We start from the raw sequence: 23,291 nt of genomic DNA, 5'->3' as shown, positions 1-23,291 counted from the left end.
GCCTCTGGACACGGCTCGCCGCCCATTCGCGCAAGCGCGGGGAGGGCGGCTTGGGTTTCCAGCGCTACGACACCACGGCAGGCCGCGGGAGCGCTTCACTCTTATGGGTTTTGGGGTGTTGCAGGGCCGCAGGCAGCTGTCAGCCAGGCTGGAGCGCCACGCGGGACATGTTCAGCACGGTTGCGTGTCAGGCATCCGGCGATGGCCGGGAAGGCCGGTGAGCCGCTAACATGGCCGCCCCGCGGGCGGTGGTCGCGCACTGTGCCGGATTCGTCGGAAGCTGGGCTTCTGGCCCTGAGTAACTTCCAACGAAATCAATCCCTTATCTCGCCCCCCGAGTGTAACAGAATAAACAGCCAGATGACTGCCTCAGACCCCACCAAGCCAGCCGGCGACAAGCCTTCCGTGCGCATGATCACCGTTCCCGAGGACCGTGCCGGCCAGCGCCTGGACAATTTCCTGCTGGGCCAGCTCAAGGGCGCCCCGCGCAGCCTGGTCTACAAGCTGGTGCGCAGCGGCCAGGTCCGCGTGAATGGCGGCCGCGCCAAGGCCGAACGCAAGCTGGAGGCGGGCGATGAGGTGCGTGTGCCGCCGGTCCGTCTCACTGAAGAAGGAGACAAGGCGGGCCCGCCCGAGGCGTTCATGCGCCGGCTGGAGCAGGCCATCGTCTTCGAAGACGCGCGCCTGCTGGCCCTGAACAAGCCGACCGGCGTGGCCAGCCACGGCGGCAGCGGCATCAGCTTCGGTGCCATCGAGACGCTGCGGGCGCTGCGTCCGGGCCAGACCCTGGAGCTGGTCCACCGGTTGGATCGCGACACCTCGGGCCTGCTGATCGTAGCCAAGAAGCGCTCGGCGCTGAGCGAGCTGCAGGCGCTGCTGCGCGAAGACCACGGCGCCGGCATCCGCAAGCGCTACCTGACCCTGCTGGCCGGGCGCATGCCCGATGGCGTGATGACGGTGGATGCGCCGCTGCACGTGGGCCTGCGCCAGGGCGGCGAGCGCCATGTGCAGGTCAACGCGATCGGCAAGGAATCCATCAGCCACTTCCGGGTGCTGGAGCGCCGCGGTGGTCATTCCTATTGCGAAGTGCGCATCGAGACCGGTCGCACCCACCAGATCCGCGTGCATGCCCAGCATCTGGGTCATCCGGTGGCTGGTGACGACAAGTACGGCGATCCTGCGGTCAACAAGCGGCTTCGTGAGCAGATCGGGCTGAAGCGCCTGTTCCTGCATGCGGCCTCGCTGGAGTTCGCGCTGGACGCTGGCAAGAGCCCGTATGTGCTGAACGCGCCGCTGGCCGATGAGCTGGTCGAGGCGCTGGACCGGCTGAAGTAGAGTCGAGCTTGCTCGACTGGCTTTCCGCGTGACCCGACCGAAGGGCCGTCGAGCAAGCTCGACGCTACCCGAGGGCGGTAGATCCACGCCATGCGTGGATGTGCCTTAGCGGCCCCTCACCACTTGAACAGCACCAGGCTGATCGCCAGCGTGCCCATGCCGGCCACCAGCCCGTACACGGTCTCGTGGCCCTTGGCATAGCGCTTGGCCGCCGGCAGCAGCTCATCCAGCGCCAGGAACACCATCACGCCGGCGATCAGCCCGAACACCCAGCCGAACGTGGCGTGCGACAGCGATCCGGACAGCAGCCAGTAGCCCAGTGCCGCGCCCACCGGCTCGGCCAGCCCGGACAGCAGGCTGGCGCTGAACGCATAGAACTTGTTCTGGGTAGCGAAGTACACCGGCACCGCGATCGCGATGCCCTCGGGAATGTTGTGGATGGCGATGGCGAAGGCCAGTGGCATGCCCACCGACGGGCTTTCCAGCGTGGCGAAGAAGGTCGCCAGCCCTTCCGGGAAATTGTGCGCGGTGATCGCGATCGAGGTCAGCAGCGCGACGCGCTTCAGGTACTCGCGGCTGTTCTCGCGGAACGCGGGGTCCTGCTTGTCCAGGCTGTCATGCGGATTGGGAATGAAGTGGTCGATCAGCACGATCGCCACCACGCCCAGCAGGAACGCCAGCGTGCCGTAGGTGAAGCCGGTGCGCTCGCCATAGGCCAGCGCGAACGATGCAATGGACTTGTTGAGGATCTCCGACAGCGACACGTAGACCATCGCGCCGCCGGCGAAGGCCAGGCCGAAGGCCAGCAGGCGCGGATTGGGCCGCCGCGAGAACAGCACCATCAGGCTGCCGATGGCGGTCGCCAGGCCGGCCGCAAGGGTGACCGCCAGTGCGATCCAGATGTTTTCGGTGGGAATCTGCAGCATGTACCGACGCGGTCCTGTTGACAGACAACCGCCCCGGGCAGGGCCGGGGCGGCGAGGGCGAGGCGGGCGTCGGCTGGCCTCGTCGGCGTGCGCGATCAGCCGCCGCGGCGCAGGCGTTCTTCAATCGCGAAGCACTGGTCCGGCTTCGGCTGCGGCGGATTGAAGCTGACCGGCACCTGGATGGTGGCCGGCACCGGTTGGCCGTTGCGGGTGGCGGCATTGAACTGCCAGCCCTGCACGGCGGTCCTGGCCAGTTCGTCCAGCTGCGGATTGCCCGCGCCGGTCAGCAGGGCAACCTCACTGGGCTTGCCGTCGGTGCCGATGGTCACCTTGAAGGTGCTGGTGCCGCCCACGCCCATGCAGGCCAGTTCGAGCGGGTACTGCGGCGGCGGCGTCTTCACCGCGGCCACTTCGGTCGGCGGCGGCGGTGGCGGTGCCGGCGGTTCGGACGGGCCACAGCCGGCCAGGCCGGTCGCAGCGATCAGGGACAGGCTCAGCAAACGTACGTTCATGGCAGTTGCTCCGTCAGGGCCGAAGTCTTTGCCGCGCAGATGAAGTCGTTCTCGCTCAGGCCGCCCACGTCGTGGGTGGAATAGCGCACGACGGCGCGGTCGTAGTGCACGCCCAGGTCCGGGTGGTGGTCCTCGTGGTGGGCGATCCAGGCCAGCGCGTTCACGAAGGCCATCGTTTCGTAATAGTTCTTGAACCGGAAGGTGCGCACCAGCGCCTGGCCGGCCTCGGCCAGCTCCCAGCCCGGCACCTGCGGCAGCAGTTCGGCCAGGCGGGCCTCGCCCAGCTTGTGGTCGCTGCCCTTTCGCGGCACGCAGTGCGCCTGTGCCAGCGGAATCAGGTCGGACATGGGTTCCTCCACCTCGTGTTGACTGAACAATGCGCCGGACGGTGTATAAACCGAATGAGCGGCCGACGCTGACTTGGCTAGAATAGCCTGATGATCCAGATCTCCGACACTGCCCAGACCCACTTCCGCAAGCTGATCGAACGCGAGGGCGTGCCCGGCATGGGCGTGCGCTTGAGCGCCGTCGATCCCGGTACGCCGCGCGCCGACGCCCGGCTGGAGTTCGCCGAGCCGACCGACCTGCTTGGCGACGAGTGGGCGGTGGACTGCGATGGCTTCACCCTCTATGTCGATGCCGGCAGCGTCGGCTGGCTCGACGGCGCCGAGATCGATATCGTCGCCGGCAGCGCCGGCACCCAGCAGCTGACCATCAAGGCGCCGCGCATCAAGGGCGAAGCACCCGGCGATGCGGCCTCGCTGGTCGAGCGCGTGCACTGGGTGGTGGAAAACGAGATCAATCCGCAGCTGGCGTCGCATGGTGGCAAGGTGGCCGTGCAGGAAGTCTCGGCCGAAGGCGTGGTGCTGCTGCGCTTCGGTGGCGGCTGCCAGGGCTGTGGCATGGCCGACGTGACGCTCAAGCAGGGCATCGAAAAGACCCTGATGGGCCGCGTGCCGGGCGTAACCGCTGTGCGCGACGCGACCGACCACGACAGCGGCCACGCGCCGTACATTCCGCGCGGCAACGCCGCCTGATCGCCGACGCGTGCCTCTGACCCGGGCCGAGCAACTCATCGACCTGCTGCTGGCGCGCCAGCAGCCAGGCGCCATCCTCGAAAAGACCACGCGCCTGCCGTATGGCTGGGCGCTGTGGTTGCGCTCATTGGGGCCGCTGCCCAGGCCATTGCACGCCCGTGAGGTGATCGCGGTGCTGCTGCCGCGGCCGCTGCCGGGCCCGCCGGGTCGGCTGCCGCGTTTGTCGCCCTGGCAGGCCCTGCGCCGCCTGTTCTGGCAGGACTGGGATGCCGCGCCGCGGACCAGCGCTGGATGCGCTGGACCTCCGCGCTGGCCAGTGCGCTGCTGCATCTGCTGTTCTTCGTTCTGCTGCTGTGGGTGGCGGTGATCCGCACCACGGCGCCGGACGAAGAGGGTGCCGAGGGCGAGCGCGTGCAGGTGGAATTCGTGGGCCGCGCCAGCCAGGAAGGCGGCGGCGATCAGCCAGGCGCTGAAGCGGCTGCGGCCGCGCCGGCCGGTCAGGTTGCGGCGGGTCATGACGCGGGCGCGGCGACCGCGCCCGAGCTGCGTCCGGCCGCAGCATCGGCGCCTGCGCCCGCGCCAGCAGCGGCACCCACCGTCAGCCAGCCCGCGCCGCCTGCCACTGCCGAACCCGCGCCGCTGGCAGCTCCACCGCCCTCGCCGGTGCAGGCCACCACCGTGGCCGAGGCCAGCAGTGATTTCGTGGTGCCTCCGGTCAGCGTGCCACGTACCGAGGTCAGCATCGTGCCGCGCGACGCCACGCCGGCGGTGCGCGAGCGCAGCGTGCAGCCAGTGCAGGCGCCGCCCACCCCGACACCGCTGCGGACGCCGGAGGTGGCGGTGCGCACGCCGCAGGTGCGTGAGATCCAGGTGCAGGAACGCGAGGTCAGCGCGGTGGATGCGCCGGTTGCACCGCAGCCGCTGCGCACGGCCGACGTGCAGGTGCGCGTACCGCAGCGCGAGGTGCAGGTGCGCGAACGTGAGGTACAGGCAGTGGTCGATCCGCAGGTGCGGATGGCGGACGTGGCCGGCCGCGCGCCGGCAGTGCGTGCGCCGGCAGGTCGCGAGGTGCAGGTGCGCGAGCGCGCCGTCGCGTCGGCGCCGGCAGCGTCGCCTTCCACCTCCAGTGGCAGTGCGCCGGCGGCGACGCCGACGGCCAGCGGCAGTGCGGCGCAGGCCAGCAACCGGACGTCGGCGGCGTCGGTGCCCAGCACCGCACCCGGCCAGGCTGGCGCGCGCCCTGCGCCCACGCCGGGCAACTGGGCCACCCCGCCAAGGGCGATGACTGGGGCGCGTCCAGCCGCAATCGTGATGGCGCCAGCAGCGGTGCCCGCCAGGCCAGCAGCGCCGGCAAGGGGGATGGCCTGTTCAATGCCGATGGCAGCGTACGTGTACCGGGGCAGGACGGTGAGGGTCATGCCTCGCGCGGCGCGCCGGGCGGTGCCAATGATGGCTGGAGCCGGGAGCGCATCGCCCAGTCGGGCACGTGGTTGAAGCGGCCGCCGTACGACTACACGCCCACCTCGTTCGACAAATACTGGGTGCCGCAGGAATCGCTGCTGGCCGAGTGGGTGCGCAAGGGCATCCAGACGATGGAGATCCCGCTGCCGGGCACCAGCACGCGGATTTCCTGTGTGATCTCGATCCTGCAGGCCGGTGGCGGTTGCGGCCTGAGTGATCCGAACATGCAGGACCAGCCGGCCGTGGCGCGTCCGCCGCCGGACATCCCGTTCAAGAAGGAACTGCAGGAAGACAACGGAAGCCGCTAGCGGCTGCCGTTGTCCACGCATGTTTCCTTGTCCCCGCGCCGTTGGCACGGCGGCGGGCTTTGGTAGGTGCCAACCTTGGTTGGCACGGAAACGCCGACCAAGGTCGGTCTCTACCAGGGCGTGGCCCCTACGCGCTCTGCGACAGGAACACCCAGAACGGCACATCGCGGCCGACCCAGTCACCGCTGGCCTCGTCCATCACCTCCAGCAGGGTGTCGAAGTCCTTCTGCGTGGTGGCCCGCAGTGCGTCCACGTCGGCCAGGAACAACGCATAGCCGTTGGCCGGCAGCCACTGCAGGTCGCGCAGGTTGTCCGACAAGGCATCCCAGTTGCCGCCGAAGCCGGCCGGGAAATCCAGCTGCGCGGCCAGCCGGGCCAGCAGCGTGCGCTTGTCCGTCACGCCTTCCAGATCGATGCGGATCACTTTCAGGCCGGCATCGCGCATCGCTGCGGCAAGCGCGCCGATGTCCTCGCTGTCAATGGCGTAGACGCCGGCATTGTTGATGTCATGCAGGCCGAGGCCGAAATCATCATGGCTCATCACTGCGCTCCCTGGGCCGGTACGGTGAAGCTGCGGAATGACGCGTAGTGGTCATCGGTGTAGTACCACGCCTCCGGCGGATCGCCGCCGGTGACGATGCGGCGCGTGCCACGGGTGCGTGCGCCGGGCGTATCGACGGTGTATTCGCGGTAGTAGCCGCGCGCACGCTGCGGCAGCTGCTGCTCGCGGTTGCCAAAGGTGCTGCCATCCTGGCGGTGCGGGAATGGACCGCCGCGCTGGATCAGGGCGATGGTCTGCCGTGCTTCGGCGGGCAGGAATGCCGGCAGCCCGCTGGCGTCGCCGGTACTGCGCGCCGCCGGTGCACGCGCGGCGGGCGTGCCCTGCAGGTCCGGTGCGAACTGCGGCGCCGGTGGCCGCTGCATGAAGTGGTTGACGACCAGGCCGAGCAGCAGCAGGGCGATGGCGGTGATCAGCAGCCGGGGGTTGCGCATGGGCGGGGGCAGGCGAGGGTGATGCACGCACTGTAGCGCCTGCGCGCTGCACGGTGCATGAGGAGGGTGGCGCGTCACTGCTGCGTAACAATTGCCGGGATGCTCACCGGCAGGACGCAATTTCCTTTACATCCCCCTTGGTAATCTGGCGGTCTGTCCCCATCATTCACCGCGCACCGCCCGACACCGTCGGGTGCCCTCGCAATCAGGAGATGCATCATGGCCTACACCCTGCCCAAGCTGTCCTACGCCTACGACGCGCTGGAACCGCATATCGATGCGGCGACGATGGAAATCCATCACACCAAGCATCACCAGACCTACATCAACAACGTCAACGCGGCGCTGGAAGGCACCGAGTACGCTGACCTGCCGGTCGAAGAACTGGTGAAGAAGCTCAAGTCGCTGCCGGAGAACCTGCAGGGCCCGGTGCGCAACAACGGTGGTGGCCACGCCAACCATTCGCTGTTCTGGACGGTGATGGCGCCGAACGCCGGCGGCAACCCGGTGGGCGACGTGGCCAAGGCCATCGACAAGGACCTGGGCGGCTTCGACAAGTTCAAGGATGCCTTCACCAAGGCCGCCCTGACCCGCTTCGGCAGTGGCTGGGCCTGGCTGAGCGTGACCCCGGACAAGAAGGTCGTGGTCGAAAGCACCGGCAACCAAGACAGCCCGCTGATGGAAGGCAATACCCCCATCCTCGGCCTGGACGTGTGGGAGCACGCGTACTACCTGAAGTACCAGAACCGTCGCCCGGAATACATCGGCGCGTTCTTCAACGTCATCGACTGGAACGAAGTCGAGCGCCGTTACCAGGAAGCGATCGCCTGATCTGCGTCACTGGATGAAATGAAAAGGCCGGGGAGACCCCGGCCTTTTTGTTGCAGCAGTCATTGGGTAGTGCCGGCTGCTGGCCGGCATCCGTGTGGTGCCGGGGGAGCCGGCCAGCGGCCGGCACTACCTATTCCGTGGTGGCCGTATCGCCCTGCAGGCGCAGGGTTGCCATCACACCCAGGCGCAGGCCGGGCAGGTCACCGTCGGCCGGCAGCAGGATCGGCTGCTGGCGGATGCCCCCGAAGTGCTTGACCTGGAACAGCACGTCCAGGCCGTGGCCACTGGCGCCGCCACCACTGGCCGCAGGCGGTTCGGGACGGCCGCCGGGATTGCGCCGGGCCGGCTGGAAGCCGGGCGTGCTGCGCACCAGTTCCACCGTGGTTGCCGAGAAATCACCGGCGATCAGGCTGGGCATGCCTTCGGCCGTGGCGCCGATCCAGGTCATCAGATCGCTGGTCTGATGCTGACGGGCGGCCGCCTCGTCCGGGTCCGGGCGCAGCCGCGCCACGTAGATGTTCACCAGCGCCTGGCCCAGCTTCAGGCGCATCATGCCGGCCGCGCTGAAGGTGCCCGGTGGATGCAGCAGGGTGACTCCGTCTTCGCTGACCGGCAACCGGGTCAGCATTGCGTTGCCATGCCGCAGCGACTGGCTGGGCGGGTCGGCGGTAACGAAGTCGCAGCTGTAGCGCAGCCGGCTGGCCAGCCAGCAGGCCGGGTTGCGGCCCTGCTGCTGCAGCACCTGCTGCACTGAGATCACGTCCGGCTGCAGTTCGGTGAGCAGCTGGGCGACCTGCTCGCGGCGCAGCTTCCATTGCGCGTCGTCGCGGCTGGGCAGTTCCAGGGCGGCCACCGTCAGCTGGCGGGGCTCGGCATCAGTGGTGGCACTGGCTGGCGCCTGTGGCCGCGCCTGCGCCTGCAACGCCAGCACCAGCGCAAGGCAGCTGAGCAGGAGGCGGGCGTGGGTGAGGGGGCGCATAACGATAAGTTTACGCTTTTGTCGTGCAGGTGCCGTGACTTCCGGCAGGGTCGGCGTCGCCTGCCATGGATTGCCACCGTTGTCATGCAGCCCTGCAGCGTGCCTCGCAAGCCCGGGTTCCGGTAATCTTGCGCCTTTCGCTTTGCAGGAATGCCTTACAGGATGAGCCACGACGCAGTCGCCCCCATCGCCGGCCAGGGAAAGATGCCGCGCCAGATCCCGTACATCATCGGCAATGAGGCCTGCGAACGGTTCAGCTTCTACGGGATGCGCAACATCCTGGTGCAGTTCCTGATCACCTCGCTGCTGCTGCAGGAAATCACGGCCGAAGGCCGTGCCGGTGAAGCCAAGGACATCATGCACAGCTTCATGATCGGCGTGTATTTCTTCCCGCTGCTCGGTGGCTGGCTGGCCGACAAGTTCTTCGGCAAGTACCACACCATCCTCTGGTTCAGCCTGGTCTATTGTGCCGGCCATCTTTGCCTGGCGCTGTTCGAGAACAGCCGCGAAGGCTTCTTCCTTGGCCTGGGCCTGATCGCGCTCGGCGCCGGTGGCATCAAGCCGCTGGTGGCCTCGTTCATGGGTGACCAGTTCGACCAGAGCAACAAGCACCTGGCCAAGATCGTCTTTGACGCCTTCTACTGGATCATCAACTTCGGCTCGCTGTTTGCCTCGCTGCTGATTCCGCTGGTGCTGAAGAACTGGGGCCCGCAGTGGGCGTTCGGCATCCCGGGCATCCTGATGTTCGTGGCGACCTTCGTGTTCTGGCTGGGCCGCAAGCGCTATGTGCTGGTGCCGCTGCCGCCGAAGGATCCGCATTCGTTCGCCAACGTGGTGCGCACCGCGCTGACCGCGCGCGTGGCCGGCCAGGGCCGTCCTGGCCTGGTGATCGCCGCGCTCGGCCTGGTGCTGGCGGTGGCCTCGTTCGGCCTGGTCGGTTCGCTGGGCATCGTGATCTGCCTGTGCCTGGCGCTGGTGGCCATCCTGGCCGGCATCGGCGGTGGCACCTGGCTGCAGCTGGACCGCGCCCGCGGCCAGCATCCGGCCGAGGCGGTGGAGGGTGTGCGCTCGGTGCTGCGCGTGCTGGTGATCTTCGCGCTGACCACGCCGTTCTTCTCGCTGTTCGACCAGAAGGCCTCGACCTGGGTGCTGCAGGGCCAGCAGATGCAGATGCCGAGCTGGTTTACCGCTTCGCAGATGCAGGCGCTGAACCCGCTGCTGGTGATGATCCTGATCCCGTTCAACAATCTGGTGCTGTACCCGGCCCTGCGCCGCTTCGGCTTCGAGCCGACCGCGCTGCGCCGCATGACCGCCGGCATCGCCTTCAGCGGCCTGGCCTGGATCGTGGTCGGTGGCATCCAGGTGATCATGGATGGCGGCAACGCCATGTCGATCTTCTGGCAGATGCTGCCGTATGCGCTGCTGACCTTCGGTGAGGTGCTGGTCTCGGCCACCGGCCTGGAGTTCGCCTACAGCCAGGCGCCGCAGGCGATGAAGGGCGTGGTGATGAGCTTCTGGAACCTGACCACCACCATCGGCAACCTGTGGGTGCTGCTGTCCAACGCGGCGGTGCGCAACGATGCGGTGACCCACCAGATTGCCGGTACCGGGCTGAGCGAGGCCGCCTTCCTGATGTTCTTCTTCGCCGGCTTTGCCTTCATCGCGGCGTTGGCGTTCGGTTGGTATGCAAAACGCTATCGTATGGTCGACAACTACCGCAGCGCTTGAGCCTGAGATGACCCCTGTCAATCTGCTGTTGATCGCCATCACCGCCATCCTGTCCTGGATGGCGTTCAACAACCGCAAGCTGGCCGACCGGCTGATCCTGTGGCCGCCGGCCATCGACCGTCACCGCCAGTACGACCGGCTGGTGACCTATGGCTTCATCCACGCCGACTGGTCGCACCTGATCTTCAACATGATCACCCTGTTCTTCTTCGGGGGTTCATCGAGAGCGTGATGGTGCAGCTGACCGGCAGCTACCTGACTTACCCGGGGTTCTACATCGGCGCGCTGCTGGTCTCGATCCTGCCCAGCTACCTGAAGAACCAGAAGAACCCGAACTACCTCAGCCTGGGGGCGTCCGGTGCGGTGTCGGCGGTGCTGTTCGCCTTCATCCTGATCAAGCCGTGGTCGATCATCCTGGTGTTCTTCATCCCGGCACCGGCGATCATCTACGCCGCGTTCTATGTCGGCTACAGCATCTGGATGGACAAGCGTGGCGGTGACCGCATCAACCACAGTGCGCACCTGGCCGGCGCGGCGTTCGGCGTGATCTTCATGCTGGCCATGCAGCCGAGCATCTTCAGCCACTTCCTGCGCGAACTGTCCAACCCGACCTTCCGCCTCGGCGGCGGTTGAGGGCTGGGGTCGGATCCGCTGGATCCGACCCCGGGGCAGGGACCTGGTTGCTGGTCAGGCCCGGGTCTGCTGGCCGTAGGTGTCCAGCAGGCGGGCGAACACTTCCTCGCCGATGCGCTGGAAATCCTGGTCTTCGGTCTGCCCTTCCACTGCCAGTTGCAGCAGCCCTTCGAGCAGGGCGTGGTCGGTGTCCGAATGGGTGTCGCTGGGGTGCATGAAAGCCTCCGCGGGGTGCACGTGATCAACGTTCGCAAGGGCCGTGCCAGCCAGGCCAGACCCCTCCACAGGCGATAGCGGCCGCCCCGGCTCCAGCTTGAGGGTCGAAAAGTGACGTGAACGGACTGGACTTGCCCCTGTTCAGGCTTCACGCGATCATGGCGCCCGGCTGCGCACCATCCACGCAGTCGCCGCAGGAGACAGTTCCATGGCTTCGGTCACGCCCCCGGTCTGGCCTACGAGGTCGAGCACGACCTGGCCAACCACCGCTTCACCGCTCGTGTGCGAGGACAGCTGGCGGTACTGGACTACCAGATCAAGCGCAGGCGCATGGTCATCACCCACACCGAAGTGCCCGAGCCGATCGCTGGCCGTGGCATTGCCGGTGAGTTGACCCGCGTCGCGCTGCGTTTTGCCCGCGAACAGAAGTACAAGGTGGTGCCGGCGTGTTCCTATGCCGAAGCCTTCCTGCAGCGGCACGAGGAGTACCACGACCTGCTGGTGGGCTGAGCGCCAGCGGGCCACGCTTCAGCCAGGGCAGGCGATGATGGACAAACATGAACAGGGGATCCCGATGAAGATTGGAAACAACCGGCCACTGCACGGCAGCGTGCTGGCCGGCGTGGTGGGCGTGCTGGTGCTGGCCGGTTGCCAGCGTCAAGGCGAACCGGCACCGGCCACCGATGCGGCGCCTGCCGCCGAGGCCACCGCAGCGGGTGAAACGCCGGCCGCGGAAGCGCCGCTGGATCTGCGCGACGTGATCGAGAACAACGAGCGCGAAGTGGTGGGTATCAGCTACCCGGCCGGCATCGATCGCTACCCGGGGCTGGCGCGCGCGTTGCAGGGCTATGCCACCAGTGCTCGTGGCGATCTGCAGCAGGCGCTGGATGGATTGGGCAATGACAAGCCGACCATGCCCTACGAACTGTCGCTGAGCTTTGAGAAGCTGCTGGAGACCCCGCAGCTGGTGGTGGTCAGCGCCGATGGCAGCCGCTATACCGGTGGCGCCCACGGCGAGCCGCTGGTGGCGCGCTTCGTGTGGCTGCCGCAGCAGCAGCAGATGCTCAGTGCCGAGAAGCTGGTGCCCGATGCCAAGGGCTGGAAAGCGATCAGTGATTTCGTCGCCGACCAGCTGCGCGAGCGCGTGGCCACCCGCCTCAGTGGCGAAGACATGGACCCGGCCCAGCTGCAGGAATCGCTGCGCAATGCCTCGCGCATGATCGCCGACGGGACCGGCCCGCAGGCCGATAATTTCAGCCAGTTCCAGCCGCTGACCGACGACAAGGGGCAGATCACCGCGCTGCGCTTTGTGTTCCCGCCGTACCAGGTGGGTCCATACTCGGACGGCACCCAGACCGCTGACGTACCGGCGGCGGTGGTGTTGCCGCACGTGGCCAAGGACTACGTGGAGCTGTTCGCACGCGGTTGATCGCAGTGGAGGACGTGGGGTGGATACAGGGTTGCAGGAGCGGGTCGCCGGCCTGCTGCACGAAGCCGGGGTCCGCATCGGCGGCACCCAGCCACAGGACATCCAGGTGCATGACCCGCGCTTCTTCGCGCGGGTCATGGCACACGGCTCGCTCGGCCTCGGCGAGAGCTACATGGACGGTTGGTGGGATGCCACCGTCCTGGATGAGTTCCTTGTCCACCTGATGCAGGCGCACCTGGACGAACGGGTGCATGGTTGGCGCGAAGTGGCCGATGCGCTGAAAGCGCGGCTGTTCAACCTGCAGAGCGGGCAGGGCAGCTACGAGGTCGGCCGGCGCCACTACGATCTTGGCAATGATCTCTACCAGGCCATGCTCGGCCAGCGCCTGGTGTACAGCTGTGGCTACTGGCGCAGTGCCGGCGATCTGGACGCCGCGCAGGAGGCCAAGCTCGACCTGGTCTGCCGCAAGCTGGGGCTGCGCCCGGGCCAGCGCGTGCTGGACATCGGCTGTGGCTGGGGCGAAGCGCTGAAGTTCGCTGCCGAGCGCTATGGCGTCAGCGGTGTCGGCGTGACCATCTCGCAGGAGCAGGCCGACTTCGCCCGCGAGCTGTGCGCCGGCCTGCCGATCGAGATCCGGCTGCAGGACTATCGCGAACTGGATGAGCCGTTCGATGCAATCTTCTCGATCGGCATGTTCGAGCATGTCGGCGACAAGAACTACGCCAGCTTCTTCGAAGTGGCCAGGCGCTGCCTGTCGCCGCGTGGCCTGCTGCTGCTGCACACCATCGGTACCAACATCTCGCGGCACCGCACCGATCCGTGGATCGCGCGCTACATCTTCCCCAATTCGATGCTGCCTTCGGCGCTGCAGATCAGCAAGGCGTTCGAAGGACGCTTCGTGCTGGAGGACTGGCACAACTTCGGCACCGACTACGACCTGACCCTGCAGGCGTGGCGGCGGAATGTGGAAGCGGCCTGGCCGCAGCTGGATGCCCGTTATGACGAGCATTTCCGGCGCATGTGGCGGTTCTACCTGGCCGGCTCGATGGCGACCTTCCGCTGCCGGCATGCGCAGCTGTGGCAGCTGGTGCTGTCGCCGGAAGGTGTGCCGGGCGGGTACGTCGCGCCGCGTTGATTCGAGTGCATCCACGCATGGTGTGGATGGGGCCGTGGATGGGGTCAGAGCCCTTTCCGATGGAAAGGGATCCGACCCCATTCAACAGAAAACCGCCCGGTCTCCCGGGCGGTTTTCGTTTCACGCTACCGCGCCAGCGATCAGTTGCCGGCGCCGGTCAGGCCACGCTTTTCCAGCAGCGGCTCGATCTGCGGCTCGTGGCCGGCGAAATCGCGGAACAGCTGCATGGCATCCACGCTGCCGCCCTTGGACAGCAGGGTGGCGCGGAAGTGGTCGCCGTTCTTGCGGCTCAGGCCACCGTTGTCCTTGAACCACTTCTGGGTGTTGGCGTCGAGCACTTCCGACCAGATGTAGGCGTAGTAGCCGGCCGAGTAGCCGCCCATGATGTGGCTGAAGTACGGGGTCTTGTAGCGCGGCGGAACCGGTGCGTAGTAGATGCCGTCCTTCTCCAGCGCAGCACGCTCGAAGGCCATCACGTCCTTGGCGGCCGGCACCTGGTCAGCGCCGATCTGGTGCCAGCGCTGATCCAGCATGGCCGCACCCAGGTACTCGGTGGTGGCAAAGCCCTGGTTGAACTTGGCCGCGGCCAGCACCTTGTCCAGCAGTGCCTGCGGCATCGCCGAACCATTCTGGTAGTGCTTGGCGTAGTTCTTCAGGATGACCGGGTTGTCCGACCACATCTCGTTGACCTGCGAGGGGAACTCGACGAAGTCACGCGGCACCGAGGTGCCGGAGAAGTACGGGTACTTCACGTTGGAGAACATGCCGTGCAGGGCGTGGCCGAACTCGTGGAAGGTGGTGTTCACCTCGTCCCAGGTCAGCAGGGTCGGCTGGCCGGCCGGCGGCTTCGGGATGTTCAGGTGGTTGGCGACCACCGGCTTGAAGCCGGTCAGCTTGGACTGCGAGACGTAGGAGTTCATCCACGCGCCACCGCGCTTGGAGGCGCGTGCATACGGGTCGAAGATGAAGATCGCCAGCTGGCTGCCGTCGGCGTCGAACACATCGTAGACAGTGACGTCATCGTGGTAGACCGGCAGGTCGGTGCGCTGCTTGAAGGTCAGGCCGAATTCCAGGTTGGCGGCATGGAACACGCCGTTCTCAAGCACGTTCTTCATTTCGAAGTACGGCTTCAGCTGCGACTCGTCGAAGTTGTACTTGGCCTGGCGCACCTTCTCGCTGTAGAAGGCCCAGTCCCACGGTTCCAGCGCGAAGGTCTTCTTGCCGGCCGCTTTCTGCTCCTGGTCGATCATCGCCTGCAGGTCGGCAGCTTCACGCTTGGCGTTGGCCACCGCAGCCGGGGCCAGCTTGCCCAGCATCGCATTGACCGCTTCGGGGGTCTTGGCGGTCTGGTTGGTCAGGTTGTAGGCGGCGAAGTTCGGGAAGCCCATCAGCTTGGCCTTGTCGGCACGCAGCTGCATGATGCGCGAGACCAGCGCGGTGTTGTCGAACTCGCCACCGCGGCTGCCACGGCTGACCGAGGCTTCGTAGATCTTCTGGCGCAGGGCGCGGTTGGCCAGGTTGGTCAACGGCGGCTGGCCGGTGGTGTTGAGCAGGGTGATCACGTACTTGCCGTCCTGGCCGCGGGCCTTGGCGGCTTCGGCGGCGGCCGCGATCTGCTCCTTGGACAGGCCGTCCAGTTCCTTGACGTCGGCGACGGTGATCGCCGAAGCGTTCACTTCCGACTGCACGTTCTGGCTGAACTTGGTGCCCAGGTTGGCCAGCTCGGCGTTCATTTCCTTCAGCTTGGCCTTGTCGGCGTCGGACAGCTTGGCGCCGGCGCGCACGTAGTTGTCGTAGTACTTCTCGACCAGGCGCACGCCTTCGGCGTCCAGGCCCAGCTGGCTGCGGGTGTCGTACAGCGCCTGGATGCGGGCGAACAGCTTGCCGTTCAGCGCGATCGCATCGCTGTGCGCGGCGAACTTGGCCGAATAATCGGCCTGCAGCTTCTTGCGGGTGTCGTTGGTGTCGGCGCCGACCAGGCTGAAGAACACGGTGGTGGCGCGATCGAGGACGTCACCGCTCTTTTCCAGGGCGATGATGGTGTTGTCGAAGCTCGGCTTGGCCTTGTTGTTGGCGATCGCTTCCACTTCCTTCAGCTGCTGCGCCATGCCGGCGTCGAAGGCCGGGGCGAAATCGCTGTCCTTGATCTTGTCGAACTGCGGGAAGTGCAGGGGCAGCGGGCTTTCGGCGAAGAACGGATTGGCCTGCTGGGCGGCGGTGCTGGCGGCCGGGGTGGCGGCGCCGGCGGAGAAGGCGGGCAGGGCAAGGCCGAGGGACATGGCCACGGCGAGGGCAAGGCGAGTGGTCAAGGTAGGAACTCCGGTAAGGCAAACAAGGTTCCGAGGGTAACCCGGGCGGTCGCGCGCCCACTTGTGTCAAAAGGCATGCTGGCAGCGCCGCCGCATGGGTGGCTGCCGGGCACGCAGCTGCCCCGGTACCATGCCGGTGTCCTCTCCCCGGGCCCACCGCCATGACCACCGCCTACGATTTCAGCTTTCGTGACCTGGACGGCCAACCGCAGGCGCTGGCCCGGTACCAGGGCCAGCCGCTGCTGCTGGTCAATGTCGCCAGCCGCTGTGGCTTCACCCCGCAGTACACCGGGCTGGAACAGCTGTGGCAGGACTATCGCGAGCGCGGCCTGGTGGTGATCGGCTTTCCCTGCAACCAGTTCGGCGCACAGGAGCCCGGCGACGCCGCGCAGATCCGCCAGTTCTGCTCGCTGGATTACCCGGTCAGCTTCCCGCTGTCGGAGAAGATCAAGGTCAACGGCGAGGGCGCTGATCCCCTGTGGGCCTGGCTGTCACGCCAGAAGCGCGGCCTGCTGGGTAGCGCCCGCATCAAGTGGAATTTCAGCAAGTTCCTGGTCGACCGCCAGGGGCGGGTGGTGTCGCGGTATGCGCCCACCACCAAGCCGGAGCAGCTGTGCGGAGCGATTGAAGCGCTGCTGTAATACGCGGTCGGCGGCCGGGGCGCAGCGCTCAGCGTGGCAGTGGCGGTGCTCCCGCCTGGCGGTTGCGGACTTCTTCGGGCAGCGCTTCGATGACCTGTGCCATGATCCGCGGCAGGCTGGCCTCGCTGTAGCCACGATGGGCGTGGGCGATGGTGCCGTCGCGGCCGACGATGAACATGTGGGGCACAGCGACGATGCCGAACTGCTCGGCCAGCACGCCGCCGGGATCGTGCAGGTAGTCCAGCTTCGGCCAGCCACGTTGGCGGATCAGGCGGTTGACCTCCCGTCGCGGCTCGCCCCAGTTGACCGCATAGACCTGTAACGCGTCTTCGCCGACGACCTGCTGCAGATGCGCCAGGATGGGCAGTTCCTTGCGGCACGGTCCGCACCAGGAAGCCCAGAACGTCACGATCACCACCTTGCCGCGCAGCTCGGCCAGATTGACCGGCTTGCCCTTGGCGTCATCGCCCAGTGCCTGCGGTGGCACATCGCCGCTGGCGGGCGGCGAGGCCCATGCCGGAACGGCGGCCAGCAGCAGGCAGGCCATTGCCCAGGCCCGCATCCGGTGCGGAACAGGTGTGTTGGTCATCCGTGTCGTCCCCAGGGGGCCATTGGCCCATGTGCGGTGCACGATGCCCGCAATGCGTGGAGCACGCAAGCGGGCATGCGCAAAGGCCGCCTTACTTCTCGACGAACGCGCGCTCGAACACGTAGTGGCCCGGCTGGCCGATACGCGGCGAAACCTGGAAGCCACGTGCGTCGAGCACCGAGCGCAGGTCGGCCAGCATCTGCGGGCTGCCGCAGATCATCGCGCGGTCGTTTTCCGGGCTCAGCGCCGGCAGCCCGAGCGTGCGCTGCATCTCGCCGCTTTCCATCAGCGAGGTCAGGCGGCCCTGGTTGGCAAACGGTTCGCGGGTGACGGCCGGGTAGTACAGCAGCTTGTCGCCGATCATCTCGCCGAGGAACTCGTGCTCACGCAGTTCCTTCTCGAAGTAATCGCGGTAGGCCAGGTCCTTTTCGTAGCGCACGCCGTGGCACAGGATCACCTTCTCGAAGCGCTCGTAGGTCTCCGGATCCTTGATCACCGACAGCCACGGCGCCATGCCGGTGCCGGTGCCCAGCAGGTACAGGTTCTTGCCCGGGTGCAGGTCGCTGATCAGCAGGGTGCCGGTGGGCTTCTTGCCGACCAGCACCTTGTCGCCCGGCTTGATGTGCTGCAGGCGCGAGGTCAGCGGGCCGTCCTGCACCTTGATGCTGAAGAACTCCAGGTGCTCTTCCCAGTTGGCGCTGGCGATGGAATAGGCGCGCAGCAGCGGCCGCGCCTCGGTTTCCAGGCCGATCATCACGAACTGGCCGTTCTCGAAGCGGAAACCGCTGTCGCGGGTAAGGGTGAAGCTGAAGTAGGCGTCGGTCCAGTGACGGACCTCAAGCACCGTTTCGGCGCCGAAAGCGGAGGACATGGGCGTATCTATCAAAAGTCGTCGGGGTGATTCTATCTCAAATGAGACAGGTTCTCATTAGGCGGAACGAGAGGCGTTCTCAGCGGTAACCGGCCGCCTGCAGCTCGAACAGCTCGGCGTAGCGGCCGCCCTGGGCCATCAGCTGGGCATGGGTGCCACTGGCCTCGATCCGCCCATCGGCCAGCACCAGGATGCGATCGGCCATGCGCACCGAGGAAAAACGGTGGGAAATCAGTACAGCGGTGCGATTATCCGCCAGTTCCCTGAACCGTTGGAACACCTCGAACTCGCTGCGTGCATCCAGCGCCGCCGTGGGCTCATCCAGGATCATCACCTGCGCATTGCGCATCCATGCGCGGGCGATGGCGATCTTCTGCCATTGGCCGCCGGACAGGTCCACGCCCTGCTTGAAGCGGCGCCCGATCAGCTGGTCGTAGCCGCCGGGCAGTGCCTCGATCACTTCCTCGGCCATGCCACGCCGGGCGGCATCGGCGATGCGCGCCTGATCGTGCATGGCCTCGACCTGGCCGACGCCGATGTTCTCGCCGGCGCTGAGGTTGTAGCGCACGAAGTCCTGGAAGATCACCCCGAGGTTGGCGCGCAGGTCGTCCAGGTCGTAGTCGCGCAGGTCGCGGCCATCAAGCAGGATGCGGCCCTCGTCCGGTTCGTACAGCCGCGCCAGCAGCTTGACCAGGGTGGTCTTGCCGGCGCCGTTCTCGCCCACCAGGGCCAGCACTTCGCCCGCATGCAGCTGGAAATCCAGATGGCGCACCGCCCACTGTTCCGCATCGGGATAGCGGAAGCCGACGTTCTCGAACACGAAGCCCTGGCGGATCGGCTGCGGCACGCGTACGGCGCCGTCGCGGGTGTGGATCTCCGGCTCGATCTGGAAGAACGAGAACAGGTCGTCCAGGTACAGCGCCTGGCTGGCCACCTGCGAAAAACCGATCAGCAGGCCTTCCAGCAGCTGGCGCAGGCGCAGGAAGCTGCCGGCAAGGAAGGTCAGGTCGCCGATCGAAAAATCGCCGCGCACCGTGCGCCAGGCGATGTAGGCATAGGCGGTGTAGTAGCCCAGCGTGCCCAGCGCGGCCAGCAGCGTGCCCCAGAACGCGCGGCGCCGGGCCAGTGCACGGTTGGCCTGGAACAACGCCACCGACAGGCGCCGGTAACGCTCCACCAGGAAGCGGTGCAGGTTGTAGATCTTCACTTCCTTGGCTGTTTCCACACTGGCGCCGAGCTGGCGCAGGTAGTCGAGCTGGCGGCGCTCGGGCGTCCATTGGAAGTTGAGGCTGTAGCCGGCCGCGTTGAAGTGCGATTCACCGATGAAGGCCGGCACCAGCGCCAGCGCCAGCAGCAGGATCAGCCACGGCGCGTAGACCAGCAGGCCGACGGCGAGGCTGGCCACGGTGATCGCATCCTGCACCTGGCCGAACAGCTGGCTCATCAGGTTCATCCGGCCCATGGTCTGGCGCCGAGCACGGTCCAGCTTGTCCTGCAGGTCCGGGTCCTCGAAGTCCTCCAGGTCCAGCGTGGCGGCATGTTCCATCAAGCGGATGCTGGTGACGTTGGCGAACAGCTCCGAGAGCAGCGCATCGGCATAGCTGACCAGCCGGCCGAGCAGGTCCGAGCCGATGGCCAGGCCGAACTCCAGCGCCAACAGGCCCAGCAGCGGATTGAGCAGGCCACTGGACAGCGCCTCGCCCAGCGGCGGGAAGCCGGCATCGTGCTGACTCAGGTGCAGGGCGCTGTCGATGATCAGCTTGCCGACGTACAGCATCGCCACCGGCAGCAGCGCACGGATCAGGCGCAGGCCAAGGCTGGCCAGGGTGAGCGCGGGGCTGGTCTGCCAGACCATGCGCAGGAATGGCGGCAGGTTGCGCATCGCCCTGAAGCGCTGGCGCAGGCTGGGCTTTTTTCGGAGGCGGCGGGCATGCGCGCATTGTGCGCGCCTGGGCCGTGCAGAGGGGTCAGTGCAGCCGTGCGGCCCGGGGTCAGATCCCTTTGCCCGGCAAAGGGATCTGACCCTGCTGCATCCACGCATGGCGTGGATCTACCGTGTCGACCAAGGTCGACACCTACCAACAGCAGCAGGGAACTGTCGAAGGCGGGGTGGGGCAGGTCGCAGGGGCGTGAGCCGCATGGATGCGGTGACCGAGCTTACATGGATGTACTTGCAGCGTCCCCTGCGACCTGGCCCACCCCGCCAACCCACAGTAGAGCCAGCTTTTGACGTTGCTGTTGCTTCTGCGGGTGCCGGGCGGCAGCCCGGCCAACAAAACCCTCTTACGGCAGCGGCGGCAGCAGGCCCGCACCCAACCGGTTCCAGGCATTGATCACGGCGATGCCCATGCTCAGGTCGCTGATGCCCTTCTCATCGAAGTGCGGGGCCAGCGCATCGAATGCGGCCTGCGACGGCGCACCGTCGGTCAGCCGGGTCAGCGCCTCGGCCCAGCCCAGCGCGGCTCGTTCGCGTGCATCGAAGAAGCGGCTTTCATGCCAGGCCGGCAGGGTATCCAGCTTGCGCGGCTCGATGCCGCCCTTGCGCAGCGCGGTGCCGTGCATGTCCATGCAGTAGCCACAGCCATTGAGCTGCGACACGCGCAGGAACAGCAGTTCCATCAGGGTCGGGTCGATCGAACTGTCATGCACCGCCTTGCTGGTGGCCAGCAGGCCCTTGAAGGCCTCGGCGGCCAGGCGGGTGTACGGGACGCGGGGAGAGGCGTGGTCGGACATTTTCGGCTCCTCGGCGGCCACGATGGCCACCTTTCACTACCAGGACGCCGCAGCACCCTCGCGCGTGACAACCGTCGGCAGCTTTTCCGGATTCAGCACGCTGTAGAGGTTGGCGATGCGGCCATCGATCACCTCGATGGTGGTGACCGAGTGCAGGCGATCACCGATGAAGCGCAGGATCGCCGGTTCGCCGTTGACATAGCCCAGCTGCGCCGGATGCACCGCGCCGCGGCGCGCGATCGCCCAGAACAGGCGGCCGATGCGCTCGGCGCCCAGCAGCGGGCGGATCGCGGCGGTAACCACGCCGCCACCGTCGGAGACCAGCAACGCGTTGGCGTGCAGCAGGGCCTGGATCGCTTCGCTGTCGCCGCGCTGCGAGGCCTCCATGAAGCGCGCCAGCAGCTGCCGGTGCTGGCTGGCGTCGGCGTTGAAGCGCGGCCGTCCGGACTGCAGGCGTTGTTTCGCGCGGTGCACCAGCTGCCGGCAGTTGGCTTCGCTGTGGCCGATCAGGACGGCGATCTCGCGATAGTCGTGGTCGAAGGCTTCCTTCAGCAGGAACGCGGCGCGCTCTTCAGGGCCGAGCTGCTCGAGCAGGGTCAGGAAGGCGACCGAGACATCGTCGGCCAGCGCATGCAACTGGGCCGGGCCGGGGGCCGGATCGGGCTCGAGGGTGACCGCCAGCGGCTCAGCCAGCCATGGGCCGACGTAGTGCACGCGCTCGCGCCTGGCCGCGCGCAGGCGGTCCAGTCCAAGCCGCGTGGTGGTGGTGACCAGCCACGCCTCAGCGTCGCGGACGCTGGCCGGGTCGACGCCGGACCAGCGCAGCCAGGCGTCCTGGACCACGTCTTCGGCATCGGCGCGGCTGCCGAGCAGGCGGTAGGCCAGGGCCATCAGGCGCGGGCGGTGGGTCTGGAAAGCGGTTTCGGCGTTCATGTGGGCAAGGACGCCGCAGCGGCGCGTGGCGTGACAGGGGGCCAGGGTCAGATCTTGCCGGCCAGCGGCCGGCACTACCACCCTGCGGCCGGGGAGGGGGTAAAATGGGCGGATTACCCCCGCCAGCCTCGAGCAAGCGAGCAAGCCGTGACATCGATCAAGCAGGAAGACCTCATCCAGTCCATCGCCGACGCGCTGCAGTACATCTCGTACTACCACCCGGTCGACTACATCAAGAACCTTGCCGCCGCCTACGAGCGCGAGGAGTCGCCGGCCGCGAAGGAAGCGATGGCCCAGATCCTGATCAATTCGCGGATGTGCGCCGAAGGCCACCGTCCGATCTGCCAGGACACCGGCATCGTCACCGTGTTCCTGGAAATCGGCATGGACGTGCGCTGGGACGACGCCACCATGGGCGTGGAAGACATGGCCAATGAAGGCGTGCGCCGCGCCTACATGCACCCGGACAACAAGCTGCGTGCCTCGGTGCTGGCTGATCCGGCCGGCAAGCGCATCAACACCAAGGACAACACTCCGGGCGTGGTCAACGTCAAGGTGGTGCCGGGCAATACGGTCGACGTGATCGTCGCCGCCAAGGGCGGTGGTTCGGAAGCCAAGACCAAGTTTGCCATGCTCAACCCGTCCGACTCCATCGTCGACTGGGTGCTGAAGACCGTGCCGACCATGGGCGCTGGCTGGTGCCCGCCGGGCATGCTCGGCATCGGCATCGGTGGCACCGCCGAGAAGGCGATGCTGCTGGCCAAGGAAGCGCTGATGGAGCCGATCGACATCACCGAGCTGCAGGCCCGTGGTGCCTCCAACCGCATCGAAGAGCTGCGCCTGGAGCTGTACGAGAAGGTCAATGCGCTGGGCATCGGCGCACAGGGCCTGGGCGGCCTGACCACCGTGCTGGACATCAAGATCAACGACTACCCGACCCATGCGGCCAACCTGCCGGTGGCGATGATCCCGAACTGCGCGGCCACCCGCCATGCGCACTTCACCCTGGATGGCAGCGGCCCGGTGATGCTGGACCCGCCGTCGCTGGAAGACTGGCCGAAGCTGACCTACGACGCGTCCAAGGGCACCCGCGTGGACCTGGACACGATCACCCCGGAAGACGTGGCCAGCTGGAAGCCCGGCCAGACCCTGCTGCTCAACGGCAAGCTGCTGACCGGCCGCGACGCCGCGCACAAGCGCATGGTCGACATGCTCAACAAGGGCGAGCAACTGCCGGTCGACCTGAAGGGCCGCTTCATCTACTACGTCGGTCCGGTCGACCCGGTGCGCGACGAAGTGGTGGGCCCGGCCGGCCCGACCACCGCCACCCGCATGGACAAGTTCACCCGCCAGGTGCTGGAGCAGACCGGCCTGCTGGGCATGGTCGGCAAGGCCGAGCGCGGCCCGGCGGCCATCGAGGCGATCCGTGACAACAAGTCGGCCTACCTGATGGCGGTCGGCGGTTCGGCCTACCTGGTGTCCAAGGCGATCAAGGCGGCCAAGGTGGTTGGCTTTGCCGACCTGGGCATGGAAGCGATCTACGAGTTCACCGTGCAGGACATGCCGGTGACCGTTGCGGTCGACTCCACCGGCGAATCGGTGCACAAGACCGGCCCGCGCGAATGGCAGGCCCGCATCGGCAAGATTCCGGTGGTGGTGGAGTAATTCCTCCGCTTCCGTTTCAGGCAACGG

21 protein-coding genes and 3 pseudogenes are annotated in these 23,291 nt (G+C 67.0%); 11 read left to right on the top strand and 13 right to left on the bottom strand.

Annotated features, from left to right (window positions below; translation table 11 throughout):
- The first annotated feature begins 360 nt into the window (after positions 1-360).
- Positions 361-1,335, top strand: coding sequence for an RluA family pseudouridine synthase (locus N4G47_RS12270; protein WP_107230936.1), 975 nt, complete (start codon positions 361-363; stop codon positions 1,333-1,335).
- Positions 1,336-1,451: 116 nt separating this feature from the next.
- Here N4G47_RS12270 and zupT read toward each other — a convergent pair whose 3' ends face one another.
- The 3 genes from zupT to N4G47_RS12255 form a co-directional block, all read right to left on the bottom strand.
- Positions 1,452-2,261: a zinc transporter ZupT gene (gene zupT / locus N4G47_RS12265; RefSeq protein WP_249843503.1), complete on the bottom strand. Its 810-nt coding sequence runs from the start codon at positions 2,259-2,261 to the stop codon at positions 1,452-1,454.
- Positions 2,262-2,356: 95 nt separating this feature from the next.
- The gene (locus N4G47_RS12260) at positions 2,357-2,773 is read right to left on the bottom strand and encodes an energy transducer TonB (protein WP_107230934.1); all 417 of its coding nucleotides are present in this window, start codon (positions 2,771-2,773) and stop codon (positions 2,357-2,359) included.
- Positions 2,770-3,120 (bottom strand): 4a-hydroxytetrahydrobiopterin dehydratase, encoded by a 351-nt coding sequence (locus N4G47_RS12255; RefSeq protein ID WP_107230933.1) that lies wholly within the window; start codon positions 3,118-3,120, stop codon positions 2,770-2,772. Before N4G47_RS12255 ends, N4G47_RS12260 begins: the two co-directional genes overlap by 4 nt.
- A gap of 90 nt (positions 3,121-3,210) precedes the next feature.
- Here N4G47_RS12255 and N4G47_RS12250 point away from each other — a divergent pair, with 90 nt between their 5' ends.
- Both N4G47_RS12250 and N4G47_RS12245 read left to right on the top strand, forming a co-directional pair.
- Complete coding sequence (locus N4G47_RS12250) at positions 3,211-3,810, top strand: NfuA family Fe-S biogenesis protein (RefSeq protein ID WP_005410314.1); 600 nt, start codon at positions 3,211-3,213, stop codon at positions 3,808-3,810.
- A 10-nt stretch (positions 3,811-3,820) separates the two neighbouring features.
- Positions 3,821-5,579 (top strand): annotated as a pseudogene (locus N4G47_RS12245) (hypothetical protein).
- A 127-nt stretch (positions 5,580-5,706) separates the two neighbouring features.
- Here N4G47_RS12245 and N4G47_RS12240 read toward each other — a convergent pair.
- Both N4G47_RS12240 and N4G47_RS12235 read right to left on the bottom strand, forming a co-directional pair.
- The gene (locus tag N4G47_RS12240) at positions 5,707-6,120 is read right to left on the bottom strand and encodes a barstar family protein (RefSeq protein ID WP_475287416.1); all 414 of its coding nucleotides are present in this window, start codon (positions 6,118-6,120) and stop codon (positions 5,707-5,709) included.
- Positions 6,120-6,572: a guanyl-specific ribonuclease gene (locus N4G47_RS12235; RefSeq protein ID WP_107230930.1), complete on the bottom strand. Its 453-nt coding sequence runs from the start codon at positions 6,570-6,572 to the stop codon at positions 6,120-6,122. The genes N4G47_RS12240 and N4G47_RS12235 overlap by 1 nt, the downstream gene beginning before the upstream one ends.
- 219 nt (positions 6,573-6,791) lie before the next feature.
- On the opposite strand from N4G47_RS12235, the gene N4G47_RS12230 reads away from it, so the two are divergent.
- Positions 6,792-7,403: a superoxide dismutase gene (locus N4G47_RS12230; RefSeq protein ID WP_005410310.1), complete on the top strand. Its 612-nt coding sequence runs from the start codon at positions 6,792-6,794 to the stop codon at positions 7,401-7,403.
- Positions 7,404-7,533: 130 nt separating this feature from the next.
- On the opposite strand, the gene N4G47_RS12225 is transcribed toward N4G47_RS12230, so the two are convergent.
- Positions 7,534-8,382: an endonuclease/exonuclease/phosphatase family protein gene (locus tag N4G47_RS12225; protein ID WP_475287414.1), complete on the bottom strand. Its 849-nt coding sequence runs from the start codon at positions 8,380-8,382 to the stop codon at positions 7,534-7,536.
- Positions 8,383-8,544: 162 nt separating this feature from the next.
- Here N4G47_RS12225 and N4G47_RS12220 point away from each other — a divergent pair, with 162 nt between their 5' ends.
- Together N4G47_RS12220 and N4G47_RS12215 are read left to right on the top strand one after the other, a co-directional pair.
- The gene (locus N4G47_RS12220; protein WP_107230928.1) at positions 8,545-10,110 is read left to right on the top strand and encodes a POT-type proton-dependent oligopeptide transporter; all 1,566 of its coding nucleotides are present in this window, start codon (positions 8,545-8,547) and stop codon (positions 10,108-10,110) included.
- A gap of 7 nt (positions 10,111-10,117) precedes the next feature.
- Positions 10,118-10,743: pseudogene (locus tag N4G47_RS12215) on the top strand (rhomboid family intramembrane serine protease).
- A gap of 54 nt (positions 10,744-10,797) precedes the next feature.
- On the opposite strand, the gene N4G47_RS12210 reads toward N4G47_RS12215, so the two are convergent.
- The gene (locus N4G47_RS12210; protein WP_181358714.1) at positions 10,798-10,959 is read right to left on the bottom strand and encodes a hypothetical protein; all 162 of its coding nucleotides are present in this window, start codon (positions 10,957-10,959) and stop codon (positions 10,798-10,800) included.
- A gap of 208 nt (positions 10,960-11,167) precedes the next feature.
- On the opposite strand from N4G47_RS12210, the pseudogene N4G47_RS12205 reads away from it, so the two are divergent.
- The 3 genes and pseudogenes from N4G47_RS12205 to cfa all read left to right on the top strand — a co-directional run bounded on the left by N4G47_RS12205 (position 11,168) and on the right by cfa (position 13,523).
- Positions 11,168-11,469, top strand: a pseudogene (locus N4G47_RS12205) (GNAT family N-acetyltransferase).
- 37 nt (positions 11,470-11,506) lie between these two features.
- The gene (locus N4G47_RS12200) at positions 11,507-12,388 is read left to right on the top strand and encodes a DUF3298 and DUF4163 domain-containing protein (RefSeq protein ID WP_475289937.1); all 882 of its coding nucleotides are present in this window, start codon (positions 11,507-11,509) and stop codon (positions 12,386-12,388) included.
- 19 nt (positions 12,389-12,407) lie between these two features.
- The gene (gene cfa / locus N4G47_RS12195) at positions 12,408-13,523 is read left to right on the top strand and encodes a cyclopropane fatty acyl phospholipid synthase (RefSeq protein WP_249843511.1); all 1,116 of its coding nucleotides are present in this window, start codon (positions 12,408-12,410) and stop codon (positions 13,521-13,523) included.
- Positions 13,524-13,663: 140 nt separating this feature from the next.
- Here the strand turns inward: cfa and N4G47_RS12190 are convergent, their stop codons facing one another.
- Entirely contained in the window at positions 13,664-15,832 is a 2,169-nt protein-coding gene (locus N4G47_RS12190; protein ID WP_475287411.1) for a M3 family metallopeptidase, read from the bottom strand.
- 161 nt (positions 15,833-15,993) lie between these two features.
- Between N4G47_RS12190 and N4G47_RS12185 the strand changes: the two genes are divergently transcribed.
- Complete coding sequence (locus N4G47_RS12185; protein WP_475287410.1) at positions 15,994-16,473, top strand: glutathione peroxidase; 480 nt, start codon at positions 15,994-15,996, stop codon at positions 16,471-16,473.
- A 28-nt stretch (positions 16,474-16,501) separates the two neighbouring features.
- On the opposite strand, the gene N4G47_RS12180 is transcribed toward N4G47_RS12185, so the two are convergent.
- The 5 genes from N4G47_RS12180 to N4G47_RS12160 all read right to left on the bottom strand — a co-directional run bounded on the left by N4G47_RS12180 (position 16,502) and on the right by N4G47_RS12160 (position 21,599).
- The gene (locus N4G47_RS12180; protein WP_475287408.1) at positions 16,502-17,062 is read right to left on the bottom strand and encodes a TlpA disulfide reductase family protein; all 561 of its coding nucleotides are present in this window, start codon (positions 17,060-17,062) and stop codon (positions 16,502-16,504) included.
- A 91-nt stretch (positions 17,063-17,153) separates the two neighbouring features.
- The gene (locus tag N4G47_RS12175; protein ID WP_475287407.1) at positions 17,154-17,933 is read right to left on the bottom strand and encodes a ferredoxin--NADP reductase; all 780 of its coding nucleotides are present in this window, start codon (positions 17,931-17,933) and stop codon (positions 17,154-17,156) included.
- A gap of 79 nt (positions 17,934-18,012) precedes the next feature.
- Positions 18,013-19,836, bottom strand: coding sequence for an ABC transporter ATP-binding protein (locus N4G47_RS12170; RefSeq protein ID WP_475289936.1), 1,824 nt, complete (start codon positions 19,834-19,836; stop codon positions 18,013-18,015).
- A 380-nt stretch (positions 19,837-20,216) separates the two neighbouring features.
- A complete protein-coding gene (locus N4G47_RS12165; protein WP_053509636.1) occupies positions 20,217-20,666 on the bottom strand; it encodes a carboxymuconolactone decarboxylase family protein in 450 nt (149 codons plus the stop codon).
- Between the two features lie 36 nt (positions 20,667-20,702).
- A complete protein-coding gene (locus tag N4G47_RS12160; RefSeq protein ID WP_475287406.1) occupies positions 20,703-21,599 on the bottom strand; it encodes an RNA polymerase sigma-70 factor in 897 nt (298 codons plus the stop codon).
- A gap of 147 nt (positions 21,600-21,746) precedes the next feature.
- Between N4G47_RS12160 and N4G47_RS12155 the strand changes: the two genes are divergently transcribed.
- Complete coding sequence (locus tag N4G47_RS12155; protein ID WP_008268808.1) at positions 21,747-23,264, top strand: fumarate hydratase; 1,518 nt, start codon at positions 21,747-21,749, stop codon at positions 23,262-23,264.
- Positions 23,265-23,291: the final 27 nt, after the last annotated feature.

Source organism: Stenotrophomonas sp. GSD10 (genome assembly GCF_056172695.1).
This window is presented reverse-complemented; position numbering and strand designations above follow the sequence as displayed.

Bases quoted from the DNA above. Each gene is read 5' to 3' on its own strand.
- N4G47_RS12270 (WP_107230936.1), top strand. From the start codon at position 361: ATGACTGCCTCAGACCCCACCAAGCCAGCCGGCGACAAGCCTTCCGTG.
- zupT (WP_249843503.1), bottom strand. From the start codon at position 2,261: ATGCTGCAGATTCCCACCGAAAACATCTGGATCGCACTGGCGGTCACC.
- N4G47_RS12260 (WP_107230934.1), bottom strand. From the start codon at position 2,773: ATGAACGTACGTTTGCTGAGCCTGTCCCTGATCGCTGCGACCGGCCTG.
- N4G47_RS12255 (WP_107230933.1), bottom strand. From the start codon at position 3,120: ATGTCCGACCTGATTCCGCTGGCACAGGCGCACTGCGTGCCGCGAAAG.
- N4G47_RS12250 (WP_005410314.1), top strand. From the start codon at position 3,211: ATGATCCAGATCTCCGACACTGCCCAGACCCACTTCCGCAAGCTGATC.
- N4G47_RS12240 (WP_475287416.1), bottom strand. From the start codon at position 6,120: ATGAGCCATGATGATTTCGGCCTCGGCCTGCATGACATCAACAATGCC.
- N4G47_RS12235 (WP_107230930.1), bottom strand. From the start codon at position 6,572: ATGCGCAACCCCCGGCTGCTGATCACCGCCATCGCCCTGCTGCTGCTC.
- N4G47_RS12230 (WP_005410310.1), top strand. From the start codon at position 6,792: ATGGCCTACACCCTGCCCAAGCTGTCCTACGCCTACGACGCGCTGGAA.
- N4G47_RS12225 (WP_475287414.1), bottom strand. From the start codon at position 8,382: ATGCGCCCCCTCACCCACGCCCGCCTCCTGCTCAGCTGCCTTGCGCTG.
- N4G47_RS12220 (WP_107230928.1), top strand. From the start codon at position 8,545: ATGAGCCACGACGCAGTCGCCCCCATCGCCGGCCAGGGAAAGATGCCG.
- N4G47_RS12210 (WP_181358714.1), bottom strand. From the start codon at position 10,959: ATGCACCCCAGCGACACCCATTCGGACACCGACCACGCCCTGCTCGAA.
- N4G47_RS12200 (WP_475289937.1), top strand. From the start codon at position 11,507: ATGGACAAACATGAACAGGGGATCCCGATGAAGATTGGAAACAACCGG.
- N4G47_RS12185 (WP_475287410.1), top strand. From the start codon at position 15,994: ATGACCACCGCCTACGATTTCAGCTTTCGTGACCTGGACGGCCAACCG.
- N4G47_RS12180 (WP_475287408.1), bottom strand. From the start codon at position 17,062: ATGACCAACACACCTGTTCCGCACCGGATGCGGGCCTGGGCAATGGCC.
- N4G47_RS12175 (WP_475287407.1), bottom strand. From the start codon at position 17,933: ATGTCCTCCGCTTTCGGCGCCGAAACGGTGCTTGAGGTCCGTCACTGG.
- N4G47_RS12165 (WP_053509636.1), bottom strand. From the start codon at position 20,666: ATGTCCGACCACGCCTCTCCCCGCGTCCCGTACACCCGCCTGGCCGCC.
- N4G47_RS12160 (WP_475287406.1), bottom strand. From the start codon at position 21,599: ATGAACGCCGAAACCGCTTTCCAGACCCACCGCCCGCGCCTGATGGCC.